The following is a 13,261-nucleotide window of genomic DNA, read 5'->3' as shown; positions in this document are numbered from 1 at the left end:
CCCCGCACAGGCCGCCCCTGAACGGTCCTGCCGACCGGCCGGACCCCACCGGGCCGGGTGACGTCCCGTCCGTCCGCGGGGACGCGGCCACGCGTTCCCACCGTGCCGGAGGGCGCGCGCACACCGCACGCGTCGCGTCCGCGCACGGCGCACGAACCACCGGCAGGACCCTCCATGAACCTCTTCTCTTCCCCTGTACCGGCGGCAGCGCGGGCAGGGCGTCGCTTCCGCCCATCCGGAACGCGCCTCGCCGGCGCACGGGGGAGGCATCATCGGCTCACCGGCCGGGCCGGCGAACGCGCCAGGTGGGCGGGCATCCGCACCCAGGTGACCCTGCCGGTGGGACTGATCGCGGTGATCACCCTGGCCGGGTCCTTCGCCCCGTTGGCCATCCACCTGTCCCCCCTGCTGGTGGCGGCCCCCACCTCCACGGCCGCGTTCGCCCGCGCCCGGTTCACCGCGTGCGTGGCCCTCGTCGCCAGCGCCGCGATGCTGCTCGTCGACCGCCACGACGGGCTGCTGCACTCGGCCATCCTGCCCATCCACATCGGCGCGCTCCTGGCGGTCTCCGGCTTCGTCATCGCCGCGCGCACCCTGCACGACCGCGACTTGAGAGAGCTCCACGAGGTACGGGCGGTGTCCGAGGCGGCGCAACGGGTGCTGCTGCGGCCGATCCCGCCGCGTCTGGGCCCGCTGCGGGTCGCCTCCGTCTACCGGGCGGCCGCCGCGCACGCCCTGGTGGGAGGGGACCTGTTCGGCGCCGTCCGCACCGAGAGGGTGACGAGATTCCTGATCGGCGACGTGCGCGGCAAGGGACTGCCGGCCGTGGAGGACGCGTCCGTGCTCCTCGGCGCGTTCCGCGAGGCCGCCCACCACCACGCCACACTGCCCGAGCTGGCGGCCTCCCTGGAGCGCAGCGTCGAAAGGCACCTGGCCCAGCTCACCGAGGCCGACCCCGAGGCCGGGGAGCGCTTCATCACGGCCCTCCTGGTGGAGGTGCCCGACGACTCCGCCGTCGTACGGGTCGTCAGCTGCGGGCACCCGCCGCCGCTGGTCCGGCACGGCGGCCGGGTCGCCGCCCTGGAGGCCCACCGGCCCGCACCGCCCTTCGGGCTGGCGGGCGACGCCCCGGACGACTACCACCTCGACACCTTCGTCTTCGGCGCCGGGGACACCCTCCTGCTGTACACCGACGGTGCCATCGAGGCCCGGGACGCGTCGGGCGGCTTCTACCCGATCCACGAGCGGGCCGGCACCTGGAGCTGGGAGGCGCCGGACGTGCTGCTGCGGCACGTCAGCGACGACCTGGACGCCCACACCGGACGGCACCTCGACGACGACCTGGCGATGGTGGCGGTCCAGCGCCCAACCCTGCCATGCGCCGGACAGCGTCCGCCCTGCCCCCGGTCGCCCCAGCCGGCGAAGGCCGCCCCGTGAACGGCGGCTGGACGGCGCCGCCGGGAGGACGCACCGGCCACGAAGGGTCCTGGCGACCGTGTTCGCCCACCGGGTGCCGTGGGGCATCGGTCCCGTGCAGCTCCTCGGCTATCCGGGCGCCGTCTGCGCAGTGCAGCTGGAGGCGTCCAAGGGCGGCCTGATCCGATGGTCGGAGTACTCGGCGTTCGCGCCCCTCGTGGCCGCCGCCCTGCTGCCCGCAGGCGCACCTTCGTCATCGGCGTCGCCACGCTCACCCCCGGCGCGGTGATCCGCGGCTTCGAGATCCACGGGGTGCCGGTGGGCGGCCGGACCGCAGTCATCCCGGCGGCGCGCCGTCCTTCGCCCTCGGCCTCGTCCTGTGCCGGGTCCGGCTGTGGCTGCGGAGCCGGCCGAGCCGGAATGACGACGTACCGCGGGAGCGCTGACATCCGCCTCGCCCGGCTGACAAGATGATCGCAGGGCTACTTCCCGTCAAGTGACGGGAGTACGACACATGAAGGCAGCGCGAAGGCGGACCGCGGACCATGCTCGAATCCATCGGCCTCAACAGGCAGGACGAATCGGTGTACGAGGCCCTCGTGCGACGGGTGCACGCCACGGTCTCGGACCTGGCCCACGACTGCCGGCTGTCCGCTCCCGCGACGCGCCGCAGCGTGCGGTCACTGGTCTCCCTCGGGCTCGCCGTGCGCTCCACCGGACGCCCCGTCACCTACGCCGCGGTCTCCCCGGACAGCGCCCTGGAAGCCGTACTGCGCGACAGGGAACAGGCGTTGAACGAGGTGCGCTCCCATGTCTCCGGCCTGATGGACCTCTACCGCGCGGGGACGCGTTTCGTGAACCCCGGCGAGCTGGTCGAGGTCGTCTCGGGGCGCGACGACGTCAACCGCCGCTGGGCGCAATTGCAGCAGAGCACGCGCACGCAGGTCCGGGGCTTCGACCGGCCGCCGTACGCCTCGGTCGAGGAGCACACCGAGCCCAACCCGATCGAACTCGAGCTACTCAAACGCGGCGTGGCCTACCGCGTCATCTACGACAGCACCGTGCTCGCCCTGCCCGGCTGGCTCGCCGACGTCACCGTCGGCGTCCGGCACGGCGAGCAGGCCCGCGTGGCGGCCGGCCTGCCGATGAAGCTGGCCATCTCCGACGACCGGCTGGCCATCATCCCCCTGCTGCGGCCCGGCGACGACGCGGTGACGGCGTCCTACCTGATCCACCCCTCGCCCCTGCTCGACGCGCTCATCGCCCTCTTCGAGGCGCTGTGGGAACGCAGCGTGCAGGTGCGCCTGCCGGCGAACGGCGGTGCCCCGGTGAGGCTGGAGCAGGCCCCGGACGAACTGACCGCCGAGGAGGCGAAACTGCTGACGCTGCTGGCCGCGGGCGCCACCGACAAATCGGCCGGCCGCGCCCTGGGCTGGAGCGAACGGACCGTCCAGCGCCACCTCACCCGGCTCATGCAGCGCTTCGGAGCCCAGACACGCTTCCAGATCGCCATGGAGGCCACCCGCCGCGGCTGGATCTGAGGATCCACACCCACTCGCGGCGGGCCCGGCGGACGGTCCTACGATCGTGCCGCCGGACAAGCCGGGGGTGCACATGGCATTCGAGCTCGATCTGCCGCTCGTGGCGGACCCGGAGCCGGACGCCGAGGCCGACCGGCTGTCCCGCGCGCTCACCGAGGTCGGCAACGAGCGCTTCCTCCGCGCCGTCGTCCGGGACCCGGCGCGCATCCGCCACAGTGTCGTCCGCACCACCGACGGCGACTGGTACCTCGGCGACCTGATCGGCGACGACGGCGAGATCCAGTGCTGGCAGAACGCCGGCCCCGACCTGAGTGACGCCCTGCGAATCCTGTGAGCGCCGTGTCGCTTCCCGCGGACGGCGTGATCGCGACCCGGACGATCCTGTCCGGGCGCCGGACGAGATCGTGGAGCCGGCGAAGACCAGTCTGCGCGAACCGGGTTTCGACCAGGCCACGGAGCGGGGGGCGCCGCGGGCGCCCGCCGGGCATGGGCACGGCGGGCGCGACGCGTCACGGCTGCGGCCACCAGGGGCTGGAGTGGGCCACACGCCACACACCACGCACCACGTACCACGCACCCGCGGGGCGCCGCTCAGCGGGGCGCGTCCGGCGCCACCAGCGTGCGCACCAACGGGACCCGGACCACCACGAACGCGCCGCCCACCACGAGCAGCGCGCCCAGCGACATGGGCAGCAGCCACCAACCGCCCCGCAGGTGCTCCTCGAACACCGTCACGCCCAGCGCCAGGCTCACGGTCGCGTCCCCCAGCGTCAGCGCGGGCTGGGAGGCCACCAGGGGCCCGGACTGCATGGCGTTCTCCAGGAGGAAGACGGCCGCGACCCCGACGAGGGCGAAGCCGTACGTCTGCCACGCGGTGAAGAAGGCGGCCGCCCCCTCGGTGGCGCACGCATGCGTTGCGTCCTTCAGGAGGCCAGCGGTCAGCGCGTAGCAGACGGCCGCCGCGAGGCCGAAGCAGGCGGCCCGCACCCGGCCCTCGGGGCGCCGCACGGCGGTGCCGACCAGCACCACGACCGCGGCGGCGCAACTGGGCAACGCCATCGCCCACATGCCGGTGCGCGGCCGGTCCACCCCGCCGCTGGGCGAGGCCGCCCACAGCCCCACGCCCAGCCCCACCATCATGGCGGCGACGGCGGCCCAGCCGCGCGGCGGGAGCCGCCTGTGCAGCACGATGCCGCCGATGAACAGGGCGAAGGGCAGTTCCAGGACGAACAGCGGCTGGACGAGCGAGAGGGCGCCGTTCAGCAGGGCCAGCGCCTGGAGCGCGGCCGCCACGATCACCGCGCCGAACCCGGCCAGCCACACGGGCTTGCGCAGCAGTTCGCCCATGAGGGCCGGACGCAACCCCACCGTGAGCGGAACCGTGCGGGCCGCGTAGCGCTGGAGCACGGTGGCCAGGGCGTTGCTGACGGCCGCGAGCAGCGCGAACAGCACGGCAAGGGTGGTCTGCACCAGGGCTCTCCTCCAAATCCCGGCCCACGCTAACCGCTGTGCTCCCCCACCGGGCCGCACGACGCGTCGGAGGGCGAACGGGGCTCCGGCAAATGCGGTTGACGCCGCTCGCCGTGCACCGGTTTCCTGCTGCGATGTCGACCCTTCGCATCGAACGGCCCCGTGGCGACGCCCTGCTCGAAGACTGGCGGTTCGTCCACAACACGATCATCCCGACCGGCCCGCTCTCCCTTGAGGACGTGCGCGAGCGCTCGCAGCGCAACCATCTGGAGGTCGCGTACCTCGGTGACGCCGTCGTGGGCTGCACGACCGTGCGGCCGCCCACCGGCGCGGAGGCCACGGCCACGGTCATCGCCCGGGTGCTGCCCGGCCACCGGGGACAGGGATTCGGCACGCAGCTCTACACCCGGGGATTGGAACGGGCGCGCGAGATGGGCGCGGCGGCGATCGAGACGGTCGTGCTGGCGTCCAACACCGACGGGCTGCGCTTCGCGGAGGCCCGGGGCTTCGTCGAGTTCGAACGCTACGTGCTGCCCGGGGACACCATCGGGTACGTCACGCTGCGGCTGGCCTGAACCCCGAGCCCCTGCGCTGCGCCCTGGCCACGCGGCCTGCGCGACCCACTCGTCGAAGCCGCGCAGCCCCGGGGTCAGGGGGAGGTGGGCAGCAGGGAACCGGTCGCCGGCCCCCGCCCCACCGTCCCCGGCGACCTGGGGGACAACACGGGACGCCGAGCGCCCCGGGCCCGCCGCGGCCGCCTGACCGTGGCCGCCGTGTCGCGCTCCTCGGGGCCGGCCGGTTCGGGGGACACGGCCCGCCGGGTGCGGCGGGGCGGCCCGCCCGAGGGCGTGTGCGACCTGCCTCGCGCCGCGGGGCCGGGAGCGCATGACCGCGGCGGGCCCTTCCGCCACCAGGGCATCGTGACGGCGCTTGCCCTCGTAGTGGCCCAAGCCGGCCCGGCCCACCCCACGATGGACGGCGCGACGTGATGCCCCGCCCCGTTTTCGGTGCGTCGGGCGGCGGGTTCGGGGGCGCCCAAGGCCGGCGGTGACACCGGTAACGCGGTGGCCGCACTGCCGGTGGAGGAGCGGGGCGCGCGTGCCGCGGCGGAGCCCGACGCCCTCCAGGACGCCTTGACGGCCTCCGCGGACCCGCCGGGCGCCGATGCCTCGAAGAAGGCGACGGCCACGTCCGGCCGGTCGTCAGGTGGGCACTCTGGGAGCCGGTGATCACCCCGGGGCCGGCGCCCCGCGGCCTCCCCGGCGGTGACACCCCCTGACATCGCCAGGGTGGCCCCGGCGCGGCCGCTCAGGCGCGGTCCGCGGGGGCGCTGCGGCGCAGGTAGCGCTCCGCCACTTCGCGCAACCGGTCGCGGCCGAAGCTCCGCCCGTGGCCGGGGTGGACGACGGAGACGTCGAGCCCGGCGAGGAAGGCCGCGGTGCGCCGGTATGCCGCCACGTCGGACTCGGGCAGGTCGTCGACCAGATAGCCGTCATAGACGGCGTCGCCGGAGTAGAGCACCCCCGTGCGCTCCTCGAGGAGGGCGACCGAGCCGGGCGTGTGGCCGGGCAGGTGGAGGACGGTGAGGACGCGGTCGCCGAGGTCGATCCGCTCGTCCCCGTTCAGGGAGCGGGTGAGGGTCAGCGGGCCGATGCCGTAGCCGCCGGGGTCGTAAGCGGGGTCCGGCAGGGCGTCCAGGAGGAGCGGCGGGAAGAAGGCGCCCACGTCCTCGGTGCCGAGCCGTTCGGCGAGCTCGGGGCCGTACAGGCTCGCCGGCACGCCGCGCGTCAGAGCCGCGGCGTCCGCGGTATGGGCGGCGCGCTCGGGGAACTCGTGGGCCCCGCCGACATGGTCGAGGTGCGCGTGGGTGAGGAGCAGCAGGGGATTCCTCGCGAAGACGTCCGGGATCTCCCGGCGCAGGGGCACCACACCGAGTCCGGCGTCCACGACGAGGTCGCGTTCGAAGCCGCGCAGCCACCACACGTTGGCCTTCACGATCTCGTGGGCGTGCGGCTCGCTGATGCGGACGAGGCCGTCCTCGACCTCGCGTCGCTCATACCAGTGCGTCATACCGGCCCAGTCTCCTCGCCCCGGGCGCGGGCCCTGCTGCGGGGTCGGCGGGTGGGGCGGGGTCGGCGTGTGGGGCGGGGCCGGAGACGCGACCGGGGTGGCCGGGCCTCCCCGGCAGGCATGTGAGCGCTGCCGGTGGCGACCCGGCCACCCCGGTCGCGGACCGTCAGTTGCGGATGATGTTCTCCGCCTGCGGCCCCTTCTGCCCCTGGGTGACGTCGAACGTCACGGCCTCACCCTCGACCAGTTCGCGGTAGCCGCTGCCGGCGATGTTCGAGTAGTGCGCGAACACGTCGGGGCCACCTCCGTCCTGCGCGATGAAGCCGAAGCCCTTTTCCGAGTTGAACCACTTCACGACGCCTGTCGCCACCGCGTCCATCCTTCACGTGCCAGCTGAAGAGCCACGCCGACTGCGTGACCCGAAGCCACCTCCTGCCGGAGACGGCCACGGAGCCCTCTTTACCCGATGCAGGGCGTTTTTACGCCGGGTCATCGCATCTGTACGCCCCCTGCCGCAATGGACGCTCCCGCGACGGGTGCGCGGGGCGGCACCGGCGGCGGACGCGGGGCGGGACGGCCCTGGGCCGTGCTCGGCGACGACCCGGTGGCCGGGCGGGATGCGCCCCTCCACCGGCCGGAACGGGACCCGCGAGAGCGGTGACCGACTGTGTGCTCTCCGCAACGATCCCATCAAAAGATCTTGACTAAGCGGCCGCACCGGCCGTGAATGGGGTGGCGCGCTGCCCGGCTCCAGGGAGAAGCAGCCGTCGAAACCGGGGAATACCGGGGAATGCGGAAGGTGCGGTGCCGATGCGGGGAGGTACGGGTTGAGGACGCAACGGAAGGTGCGCAGAACGGGAGTGCTCGACGTCGGGTGCCACAGCGCCCTGCTGACGATCGTGGAACGACGCGCCGACTCCCCGCTGGAACCGGTGCTGGCGCGCAAGGTGCGGCTGCGGCTGCACGAGACGCTCGACGCGACGGGACGGCTCGACCGGTCGGGCGTGCGCAGCGTCCAGCACGCGGTGGCACGCACCCTGGCGGCCGACGGGGGGCCGTCGCTGCCCTCGGTGTACGCCTTCGCCACCTCCGTCATCCGGGACGCGCCGAACCGCGACGAGGTCATCGCGCAGGTGGCGCGGACCACCGGCACCCGGCTGCGGGTGCTGTCGGGCGAGGAAGAGGCCCGGCTGGCCTACGTGGCCGCCCGCCAGTGGGCGGGGCAGGACGGACTCCCGCTTCTGGTGCTGGACATCGGCGGCGGCACCGTGGAGATCGCGGACGGCACCGGGGAGCAGCCGCGCGCGGTCCACTCCTTGCCCCTCGGCGCCCGCGCCGTCAACCGGCGTTGGGACCTGCTGGACGCCGTGACGTCCAAGCGGCGGCTGCACGAGGTCCGCGACCGTCTGCGCGACTCGGTCGGCGAGCTGGGCGGCACCCTGCCGCGGGCCACGCGGGACGGACGGGTGCTGGCCTCCTCGAAGACGTTCACCCAACTGGCGCGGCTCGCGGCCGCCCGTGGCACGTCCGGCGAGGGCCCGGACCGTCTGTCGCTGCGACAGGTGCGGGAGATCGTGCCCGTCCTGGCGGCGAAGGGCCCGGCGGGGCGCGCCAAGCTCCCGGGCATCTCACGGCACCGCGCGGGCCAGTCGCTGGCGGGGGCGCTGGTGGCCGAGACCCTGATGGAGCTGTGCGGGGTGGACAGCGTGGAGATCTGCCCCTGGTCCACGCGCGAGGGGTTGCTCCTGGAGCGCCTGGAGTCAGTGGCCCCGGCCGTTCACCGCCGCGCCGGCTGAACCCTCGGTGGGCTCGGCCGCGGCGCCGGCCGCGGCGCCCCAGTCCGGGCGAGGCACCGCCAGGTCGTCCGTGGCGTTCCTCGTCGAGCGCCGGGCATCTCGGTCACCAGCAGGGCGTCGCCCGTGTCGCCCTCGACGAGCAGGACGCGGTGGTGCGGGGCGGGGCCGGGCGACGCGGGCGGTGTCGTCACGACCGGGGCTCCCCCGCCTCCGCCTCGGTGGCCGCGGCGGTGGAGGCGGTCTCCGGCTCGGGCTGCCGAGCGGGAAGGGTGAACGTCATGCGGGTACCGGGGCCGTACTCCGGGTCGATGGCGATGGCGCCGCCGTGGAACTCGACGATCTTCTTGCACATGGCCAGCCCGATCCCGTTGCCCGGATAGGCGTCCTTGGTGTGCAGCCGCTGGAAGATCACGAAGACCTTCTCGGCGAACTCGGGGTCGATGCCGATGCCGTTGTCCGTGACGGAGAACCGCCACAGGTCCCCGTCCCGCCGGGCCGCGACATGGATCCGCGGCGCCCGCTCGGGGCGGCGGAACTTCACCGCGTTGGAGATCAGGTTCTGCCAGAGCATGCCCAGTTGCGTGGCGTCGCCGACGACGGTGGGCAGCGGGTCGCGGGTGATCTCCGCCCCGGACTCCTCCAGCGCGACGCTGAGCGCCTCCTCCGTCGCGTCGGCGATCCGCTCGAGGTCGACGGTGCTCTGCTGGTTGTGGACCCGGCCCACCCGGGAGAAGGCCAGCAGGTCGTTGATGAGGGTCTGCATGCGGTTCGCGCCGTCGACGGCGAAGGCGATGTACTGGTCGGCCCGCTCGTCCAGTTGGTCCCCGTAGCGGCGCTGCAGGAGCTGGGTGAAGCTCGACACCTTCCGCAGCGGCTCCTGCAGGTCGTGCGAGGCGACATAGGCGAACTGCTCCAGCTCGGCGTTGGAGCGCCTCAGCTCGGCGGACTGCTCGGCGAGGAGCTCGCGGGCCCGCTCGGCGAAGGAGAGCTCCTCCACAAGCCTGCGCCGCATGGCCTCCACGTCCCCGCCCAGCCGCCGCAGGTCGGCCGGGCCGGTGACGATGACGGGGTGGTCGAAGCGGCCCCGCGTCACCTGCCGCACCTCGGTGCCCAGCCGTTCCAGGGGGCGGGTGATACCGCGGCGCAGGCCCTCGAAGACGAGCACGGCCAGCAGCACGATGACGGCGGCGATGGCGGTGAACACCCTGTTGCGCAGCCGCACGGCCGCGTCGAGCTCGGTGCCCGCGGTGACGCGGGCCTGCCGCAGGTGCTCCTGCTGGACGCCGAGGGCGTCGCGGACCCGGTCGAAGGAGGCCCTGCCCTCGTCGGCCCGCTCGGTGGCGATCGGCACCGGCTCCCCCGGGGTGGCGGAGGCGGCGGCGACCGGCCGCGCGATCAGCTGCTGCCAGGCGGCGGCCGCCCGCAGCACGGCGTCGAGGTCGGCGGCGGCCCGGGAGTCGCCCCGGACGAGGGGACGCAACCGGCCGAGGGCGGTCCGCTCGTCCGCCGTCCCCTGGGTGTACGGGTCGAGGAACTCCCGCCGGCCGCTGAGTCCGTAGCCCCGGACGCCGGTCTCCTGGTTCACCAGCGCGGCCTCCAGCCGGACGGAGTCGACCAGGGCCGGGGAGCGGACGTCGACCAGCTGGGCGGTCAGGGACGAGCTGCGGTCCAGCGCCCATATGCCGAGCGCGCCGAGCGCGGTGAGCACCGCGAGAGCGAGGCTCACGCCGACCAGGAGCCACCGGCGGGTGGTCCACGCCGAGAACGGGCCCTGGCCGCGGACGTCCTCGGGCACGCGCGCCGCCTCCGGCCCGCCGGCCGCCTGCACGATCGTCTCGCCCGTTGCCACGCCGTACGCCCTCCGCTTCACTCTCACTCGCCGCCGCCGGATGCCCGAGGGCGGAACCACTGTATCGGCCGTACGACAACACTTGTTGTCCTACGATTCGGCAGGACCTAAGGTGGTGGCCATGCCTGGCACCCACTTCGCTCCGCGCCTGCCGGAGGACGAACTCGCCGCACTGGCGACCGGCGCGGTCGACGACCTCGCCCGGCGCCTGGCCCGTCGGGCCCTCCGCCCGCTCACCGTCCCCGGGACCACCGACGCCGGTACCGAAGCGCGCGGGCAGGCCCTGGCGTACCTGCACATGCTCAATCTCCTCCAGCAGGCGGTCGAGGACCTGGAGAACCGCGCGGCCGAGCAGGCGGCCGCCGCAGGTGCCGGATACCCGCAGATCGGCCGCGCCTGCAACATCAGCCGACAGGGCGCCCGCCGCCGCTGGCCCGGCCTGGTGACCGGCGACACCCCCCACCGTGCCCCGCGGCGCACCGACCGGACCCGGAGTCAATGACGATGATCGCCCCCGCCCGCCCCTACGACGTGCTGCTGGTCGAGGACGACCCCGCGGACGCGATGCTCATCGGGGACGCCCTCGCCGAGCGCGGTGCCCGCAACCTCACCCAGGTCGAGGACGGCCTCGCGGCCCTGGAGCACCTGCGCGACCCGGCCCACCGGCACCCCGACCTGATCGTCCTCGACCTCAACATGCCGCGGATGAACGGGCACGAGCTGCTGGCGATCCTCAAGAACGACGAGGAGCTGCGCGCGATCCCGGTGGTCGTCCTCACCACCTCCGCGGCACCCGACGACGTTACCGGCGCCTACCGGCAGCACGCCAACGCGTACGTGACCAAGCCCGTCAACCTGGACGACTTCGAGCGGGCCGTGCGCAGCATCGACGCCTTCTACCTGGACACCGTCACCAAGCTCCCCCGCCAGTGAACGCGGCCGGGAGCCGATGAGCGTCAGCCGCGGAAAAGGGGGTAGACGGACGGCTGGCCGCGCCTGAGCGCGGCCGGCCGGGAAGCAGTACGAAAGGCACCACCATGGAACAGAGGCTGGACGGCCGCCCCGCCCACCCGGCCGACTGGCCGTGCATCCATGCCGGATTCGCACACGAGGGCGATTCCGCGGCGATCTCCGCGGCGCGGCGCTTCACCACCGGTTTCCTCGCCCGTGTCCAGGGCGAGCACGGCGTCCCGGTGCCGGTCGCGACGGTCGAGACCGCGCAGCTCGTCGTGAGCGAGCTGGTCACCAACACCTGCAAGTACGCCCCCGGCCCCGGCCTGCTCGACCTCGAGGTGGTCGCCGGCACGGCGACGCTGCTGGTGTCCGTGTGGGACACCAGCAGCACCCTCCCGCTGGCCCGTGCCGCGGAGCCGGGGCGGATCGGCCAGCACGGTCTGGAGATCATCCTCGCGCTGTGCGAGGGCTACGACGTGCAGCGGCAACCGGTGGGCAAGCGCATCACGGTCCGCATCTCCCTGGAGCCCCGCGCCCGCTGAGGGCGGCACGCCCTGCCCCGACGGCGATCGGGTGAACCCCGGGCCCTGCCGGGTTCACCGGCGGGCGGGCATGGAAGGTGCCTCACGCGCCGGTCCGCCGCCTCCGGCGCCCCGCCCGGCCACCGGAACACAGGACCGTCCAGGAGCAGCACCATGACCAGGATCGCCGTCATCCTCGGCAGCACACGCCCCGGGCGCCTCGGCGAGGCCGTCGCGCAGTGGGTGTACGAGAACGCCGCCCTCCGCGGCGACGCCGAGTACGAACTGGTCGACGTCGCCGACTACGACCTCCCGCTGCTCGACGAACCGTTGCCGCCGTCACTGAGCCGCTACAGCCGGCCGCACACCTTCGCGTGGGCGGAGAAGATCGCGTCCTTCGACGGCTACGTCTTCGTGACTGCCGAGTACAACCACTCGATCCCGGGGGCGCTCAAGAACGCCATCGACTACCTCTTCGCCGAGTGGCACAACAAGGCGGCCGGGTTCGTCGCCTACGGCAGCGTGGGCGGCTCCCGCGCGGTGGAGCACCTGCGGCTGGTGATGGCCGAGTTGCGGGTGGCCACCGTACGCGCGCAGGTGGCGCTCTCCCTCTTCCGGGACTTCGCCGGCATGAGCCGCTTCGAGCCCGGTCCCCACCGGGCGGGCGAACTGGGCGTCGTCCTTGACGAGGTCCTGGCCTGGAGCGGGGCCCTGGCACCGCTGCGCCGCGCGCAGCCCTGACCGGCCCCGGACCCCTCGTACCGCACGGCCCTCGCTAGGGTCGGGCCGTGGACGGACTTCAGGGGGGCGGCGCGCCCGCGTGCGAGCGGTGTGGTGGAACGGTGGCCCCGGACGGCCGCTGCTGGGACTGCGGCCTCGCCCAGCCGGCCTTCCGGTCGCGTGTGGAGGTCACCGCGGGCGGCGCGGCGGGCGTCAGCGACCGGGGGAAGCGACGTGAGGTGAACGCCGACGCGATGGCCCTGACCACCGCCGGCGCGTGGACGATCGGCGTGGTGTGCGACGGGGTGTCCATGTCGCCCCGGTCCGAGCGGGCCGCCCGGCTCGCGGCCGAGGTCGCCTCGGACGCGCTGGCGTCGGCGTTGCGGTCCGGCACCGTGCCGGAGGTGGCGCTCGAGGACGCCACCCGGCGCGCGGGACGCGCCGTCGCCGCGCTCGCCGTCTCCCCGGGCGAGGCGCCGGCCTGCACCTTCGTCGCGGGCGTCACCGGTCCGGAGGGCCTGTGGTGCGCCTGGATCGGTGACAGCCGCGCGTACTGGCTGCCGGACGAGGGCCTGGCCCTCGCGCTGACCGAGGACGACACCGGCGAACTGGACGCCCTGACCGGCTGGCTGGGCGCCGGCAGCGGCGAGCCCGCGCCACGGGTGCGCAGCCGCCGGCCCACCGTCCCCGGCCGCCTGCTGCTGTGCACCGACGGGCTGTGGCGGTACCTCCCCGGCGTGGAGGCACTGCGGGACCGCTCGGCCGCAGCGCCCGCCTCCGCAGGCGGCGGCCCGCTGGAGAGCGCGCGCTCGCTCGTCGGGTACGCGCTGGACTCCGGCGGCCATGACAACGTCACGGCGCTGTTCCTGCCCGTCCCCGCCGACGTCCCGCCACGGGCGGGGTCAGCGGGAGAGGTGTAAGCAG

Annotated in this window: 14 protein-coding genes; 10 read left to right on the top strand and 4 right to left on the bottom strand. The window is 74.3% G+C overall.

The window, feature by feature from the left end; genetic code table 11:
- The first annotated feature begins 327 nt into the window (after positions 1 to 327).
- The 3 genes from AC3EUJ_RS13185 (at position 328) to AC3EUJ_RS13175 (ending at position 3,291) form a co-directional block, all read left to right on the top strand.
- Positions 328 to 1,437, top strand: coding sequence for a PP2C family protein-serine/threonine phosphatase (locus AC3EUJ_RS13185; protein ID WP_431961316.1), 1,110 nt, complete (start codon positions 328 to 330; stop codon positions 1,435 to 1,437).
- A 524-nt stretch (positions 1,438 to 1,961) separates the two neighbouring features.
- A complete protein-coding gene (locus AC3EUJ_RS13180; protein WP_431961315.1) occupies positions 1,962 to 2,957 on the top strand; it encodes a helix-turn-helix transcriptional regulator in 996 nt (331 codons plus the stop codon).
- A gap of 73 nt (positions 2,958 to 3,030) precedes the next feature.
- Complete coding sequence (locus tag AC3EUJ_RS13175) at positions 3,031 to 3,291, top strand: hypothetical protein (protein WP_431961314.1); 261 nt, start codon at positions 3,031 to 3,033, stop codon at positions 3,289 to 3,291.
- 257 nt (positions 3,292 to 3,548) lie between these two features.
- On the opposite strand, the gene AC3EUJ_RS13170 is transcribed toward AC3EUJ_RS13175, so the two are convergent.
- Positions 3,549 to 4,427, bottom strand: a complete 879-nt coding sequence (locus tag AC3EUJ_RS13170) for a DMT family transporter (protein ID WP_431961313.1) — start codon at positions 4,425 to 4,427, stop codon at positions 3,549 to 3,551.
- A 134-nt stretch (positions 4,428 to 4,561) separates the two neighbouring features.
- Here AC3EUJ_RS13170 and AC3EUJ_RS13165 point away from each other — a divergent pair, with 134 nt between their 5' ends.
- Entirely contained in the window at positions 4,562 to 5,002 is a 441-nt protein-coding gene (locus AC3EUJ_RS13165; RefSeq protein WP_431961312.1) for a GNAT family N-acetyltransferase, read from the top strand.
- A 733-nt stretch (positions 5,003 to 5,735) separates the two neighbouring features.
- Here AC3EUJ_RS13165 and AC3EUJ_RS13160 read toward each other — a convergent pair.
- A complete protein-coding gene (locus tag AC3EUJ_RS13160) occupies positions 5,736 to 6,497 on the bottom strand; it encodes an MBL fold metallo-hydrolase (protein ID WP_431961311.1) in 762 nt (253 codons plus the stop codon).
- A 166-nt stretch (positions 6,498 to 6,663) separates the two neighbouring features.
- Complete coding sequence (locus tag AC3EUJ_RS13155; protein WP_431961310.1) at positions 6,664 to 6,867, bottom strand: cold-shock protein; 204 nt, start codon at positions 6,865 to 6,867, stop codon at positions 6,664 to 6,666.
- A gap of 475 nt (positions 6,868 to 7,342) precedes the next feature.
- Between AC3EUJ_RS13155 and AC3EUJ_RS13150 the strand changes: the two genes are divergently transcribed.
- The gene (locus AC3EUJ_RS13150) at positions 7,343 to 8,293 is read left to right on the top strand and encodes a Ppx/GppA phosphatase family protein (protein ID WP_431961309.1); all 951 of its coding nucleotides are present in this window, start codon (positions 7,343 to 7,345) and stop codon (positions 8,291 to 8,293) included.
- 187 nt (positions 8,294 to 8,480) lie between these two features.
- Here AC3EUJ_RS13150 and AC3EUJ_RS13145 read toward each other — a convergent pair whose 3' ends face one another.
- Positions 8,481 to 10,088: a sensor histidine kinase gene (locus AC3EUJ_RS13145; protein WP_431961406.1), complete on the bottom strand. Its 1,608-nt coding sequence runs from the start codon at positions 10,086 to 10,088 to the stop codon at positions 8,481 to 8,483.
- A gap of 175 nt (positions 10,089 to 10,263) precedes the next feature.
- Here AC3EUJ_RS13145 and AC3EUJ_RS13140 point away from each other — a divergent pair, with 175 nt between their 5' ends.
- The 5 genes from AC3EUJ_RS13140 (at position 10,264) to AC3EUJ_RS13120 (ending at position 13,257) form a co-directional block, all read left to right on the top strand.
- Complete coding sequence (locus AC3EUJ_RS13140; protein WP_431961308.1) at positions 10,264 to 10,644, top strand: hypothetical protein; 381 nt, start codon at positions 10,264 to 10,266, stop codon at positions 10,642 to 10,644.
- Between the two features lie 2 nt (positions 10,645 to 10,646).
- Entirely contained in the window at positions 10,647 to 11,075 is a 429-nt protein-coding gene (locus AC3EUJ_RS13135; protein WP_431961404.1) for a response regulator, read from the top strand.
- Between the two features lie 104 nt (positions 11,076 to 11,179).
- Positions 11,180 to 11,638: an ATP-binding protein gene (locus AC3EUJ_RS13130; protein ID WP_431961307.1), complete on the top strand. Its 459-nt coding sequence runs from the start codon at positions 11,180 to 11,182 to the stop codon at positions 11,636 to 11,638.
- A 153-nt stretch (positions 11,639 to 11,791) separates the two neighbouring features.
- Positions 11,792 to 12,358 carry an NADPH-dependent FMN reductase gene (locus tag AC3EUJ_RS13125; protein WP_431961306.1) on the top strand — a complete coding sequence of 189 codons (567 nt, stop codon included), beginning with the start codon at positions 11,792 to 11,794 and terminating at the stop codon, positions 12,356 to 12,358.
- A gap of 47 nt (positions 12,359 to 12,405) precedes the next feature.
- Positions 12,406 to 13,257: a PP2C family protein-serine/threonine phosphatase gene (locus AC3EUJ_RS13120; protein ID WP_431961305.1), complete on the top strand. Its 852-nt coding sequence runs from the start codon at positions 12,406 to 12,408 to the stop codon at positions 13,255 to 13,257.
- Positions 13,258 to 13,261: the final 4 nt, after the last annotated feature.

It is taken from the genome of Actinacidiphila sp. bgisy160 (assembly GCF_057707815.1).
This window is presented reverse-complemented; position numbering and strand designations above follow the sequence as displayed.

Excerpts from the sequence above, each read along its gene's own strand:
- AC3EUJ_RS13140 (WP_431961308.1), top strand. The coding sequence starts at position 10,264 with ATGCCTGGCACCCACTTCGCTCCGCGCCTGCCGGAGGACGAACTCGCC.
- AC3EUJ_RS13130 (WP_431961307.1), top strand. The coding sequence starts at position 11,180 with ATGGAACAGAGGCTGGACGGCCGCCCCGCCCACCCGGCCGACTGGCCG.
- AC3EUJ_RS13160 (WP_431961311.1), bottom strand. The coding sequence starts at position 6,497 with ATGACGCACTGGTATGAGCGACGCGAGGTCGAGGACGGCCTCGTCCGC.
- AC3EUJ_RS13180 (WP_431961315.1), top strand. The coding sequence starts at position 1,962 with ATGCTCGAATCCATCGGCCTCAACAGGCAGGACGAATCGGTGTACGAG.
- AC3EUJ_RS13135 (WP_431961404.1), top strand. The coding sequence starts at position 10,647 with ATGATCGCCCCCGCCCGCCCCTACGACGTGCTGCTGGTCGAGGACGAC.
- AC3EUJ_RS13125 (WP_431961306.1), top strand. The coding sequence starts at position 11,792 with ATGACCAGGATCGCCGTCATCCTCGGCAGCACACGCCCCGGGCGCCTC.
- AC3EUJ_RS13165 (WP_431961312.1), top strand. The coding sequence starts at position 4,562 with ATGTCGACCCTTCGCATCGAACGGCCCCGTGGCGACGCCCTGCTCGAA.
- AC3EUJ_RS13175 (WP_431961314.1), top strand. The coding sequence starts at position 3,031 with ATGGCATTCGAGCTCGATCTGCCGCTCGTGGCGGACCCGGAGCCGGAC.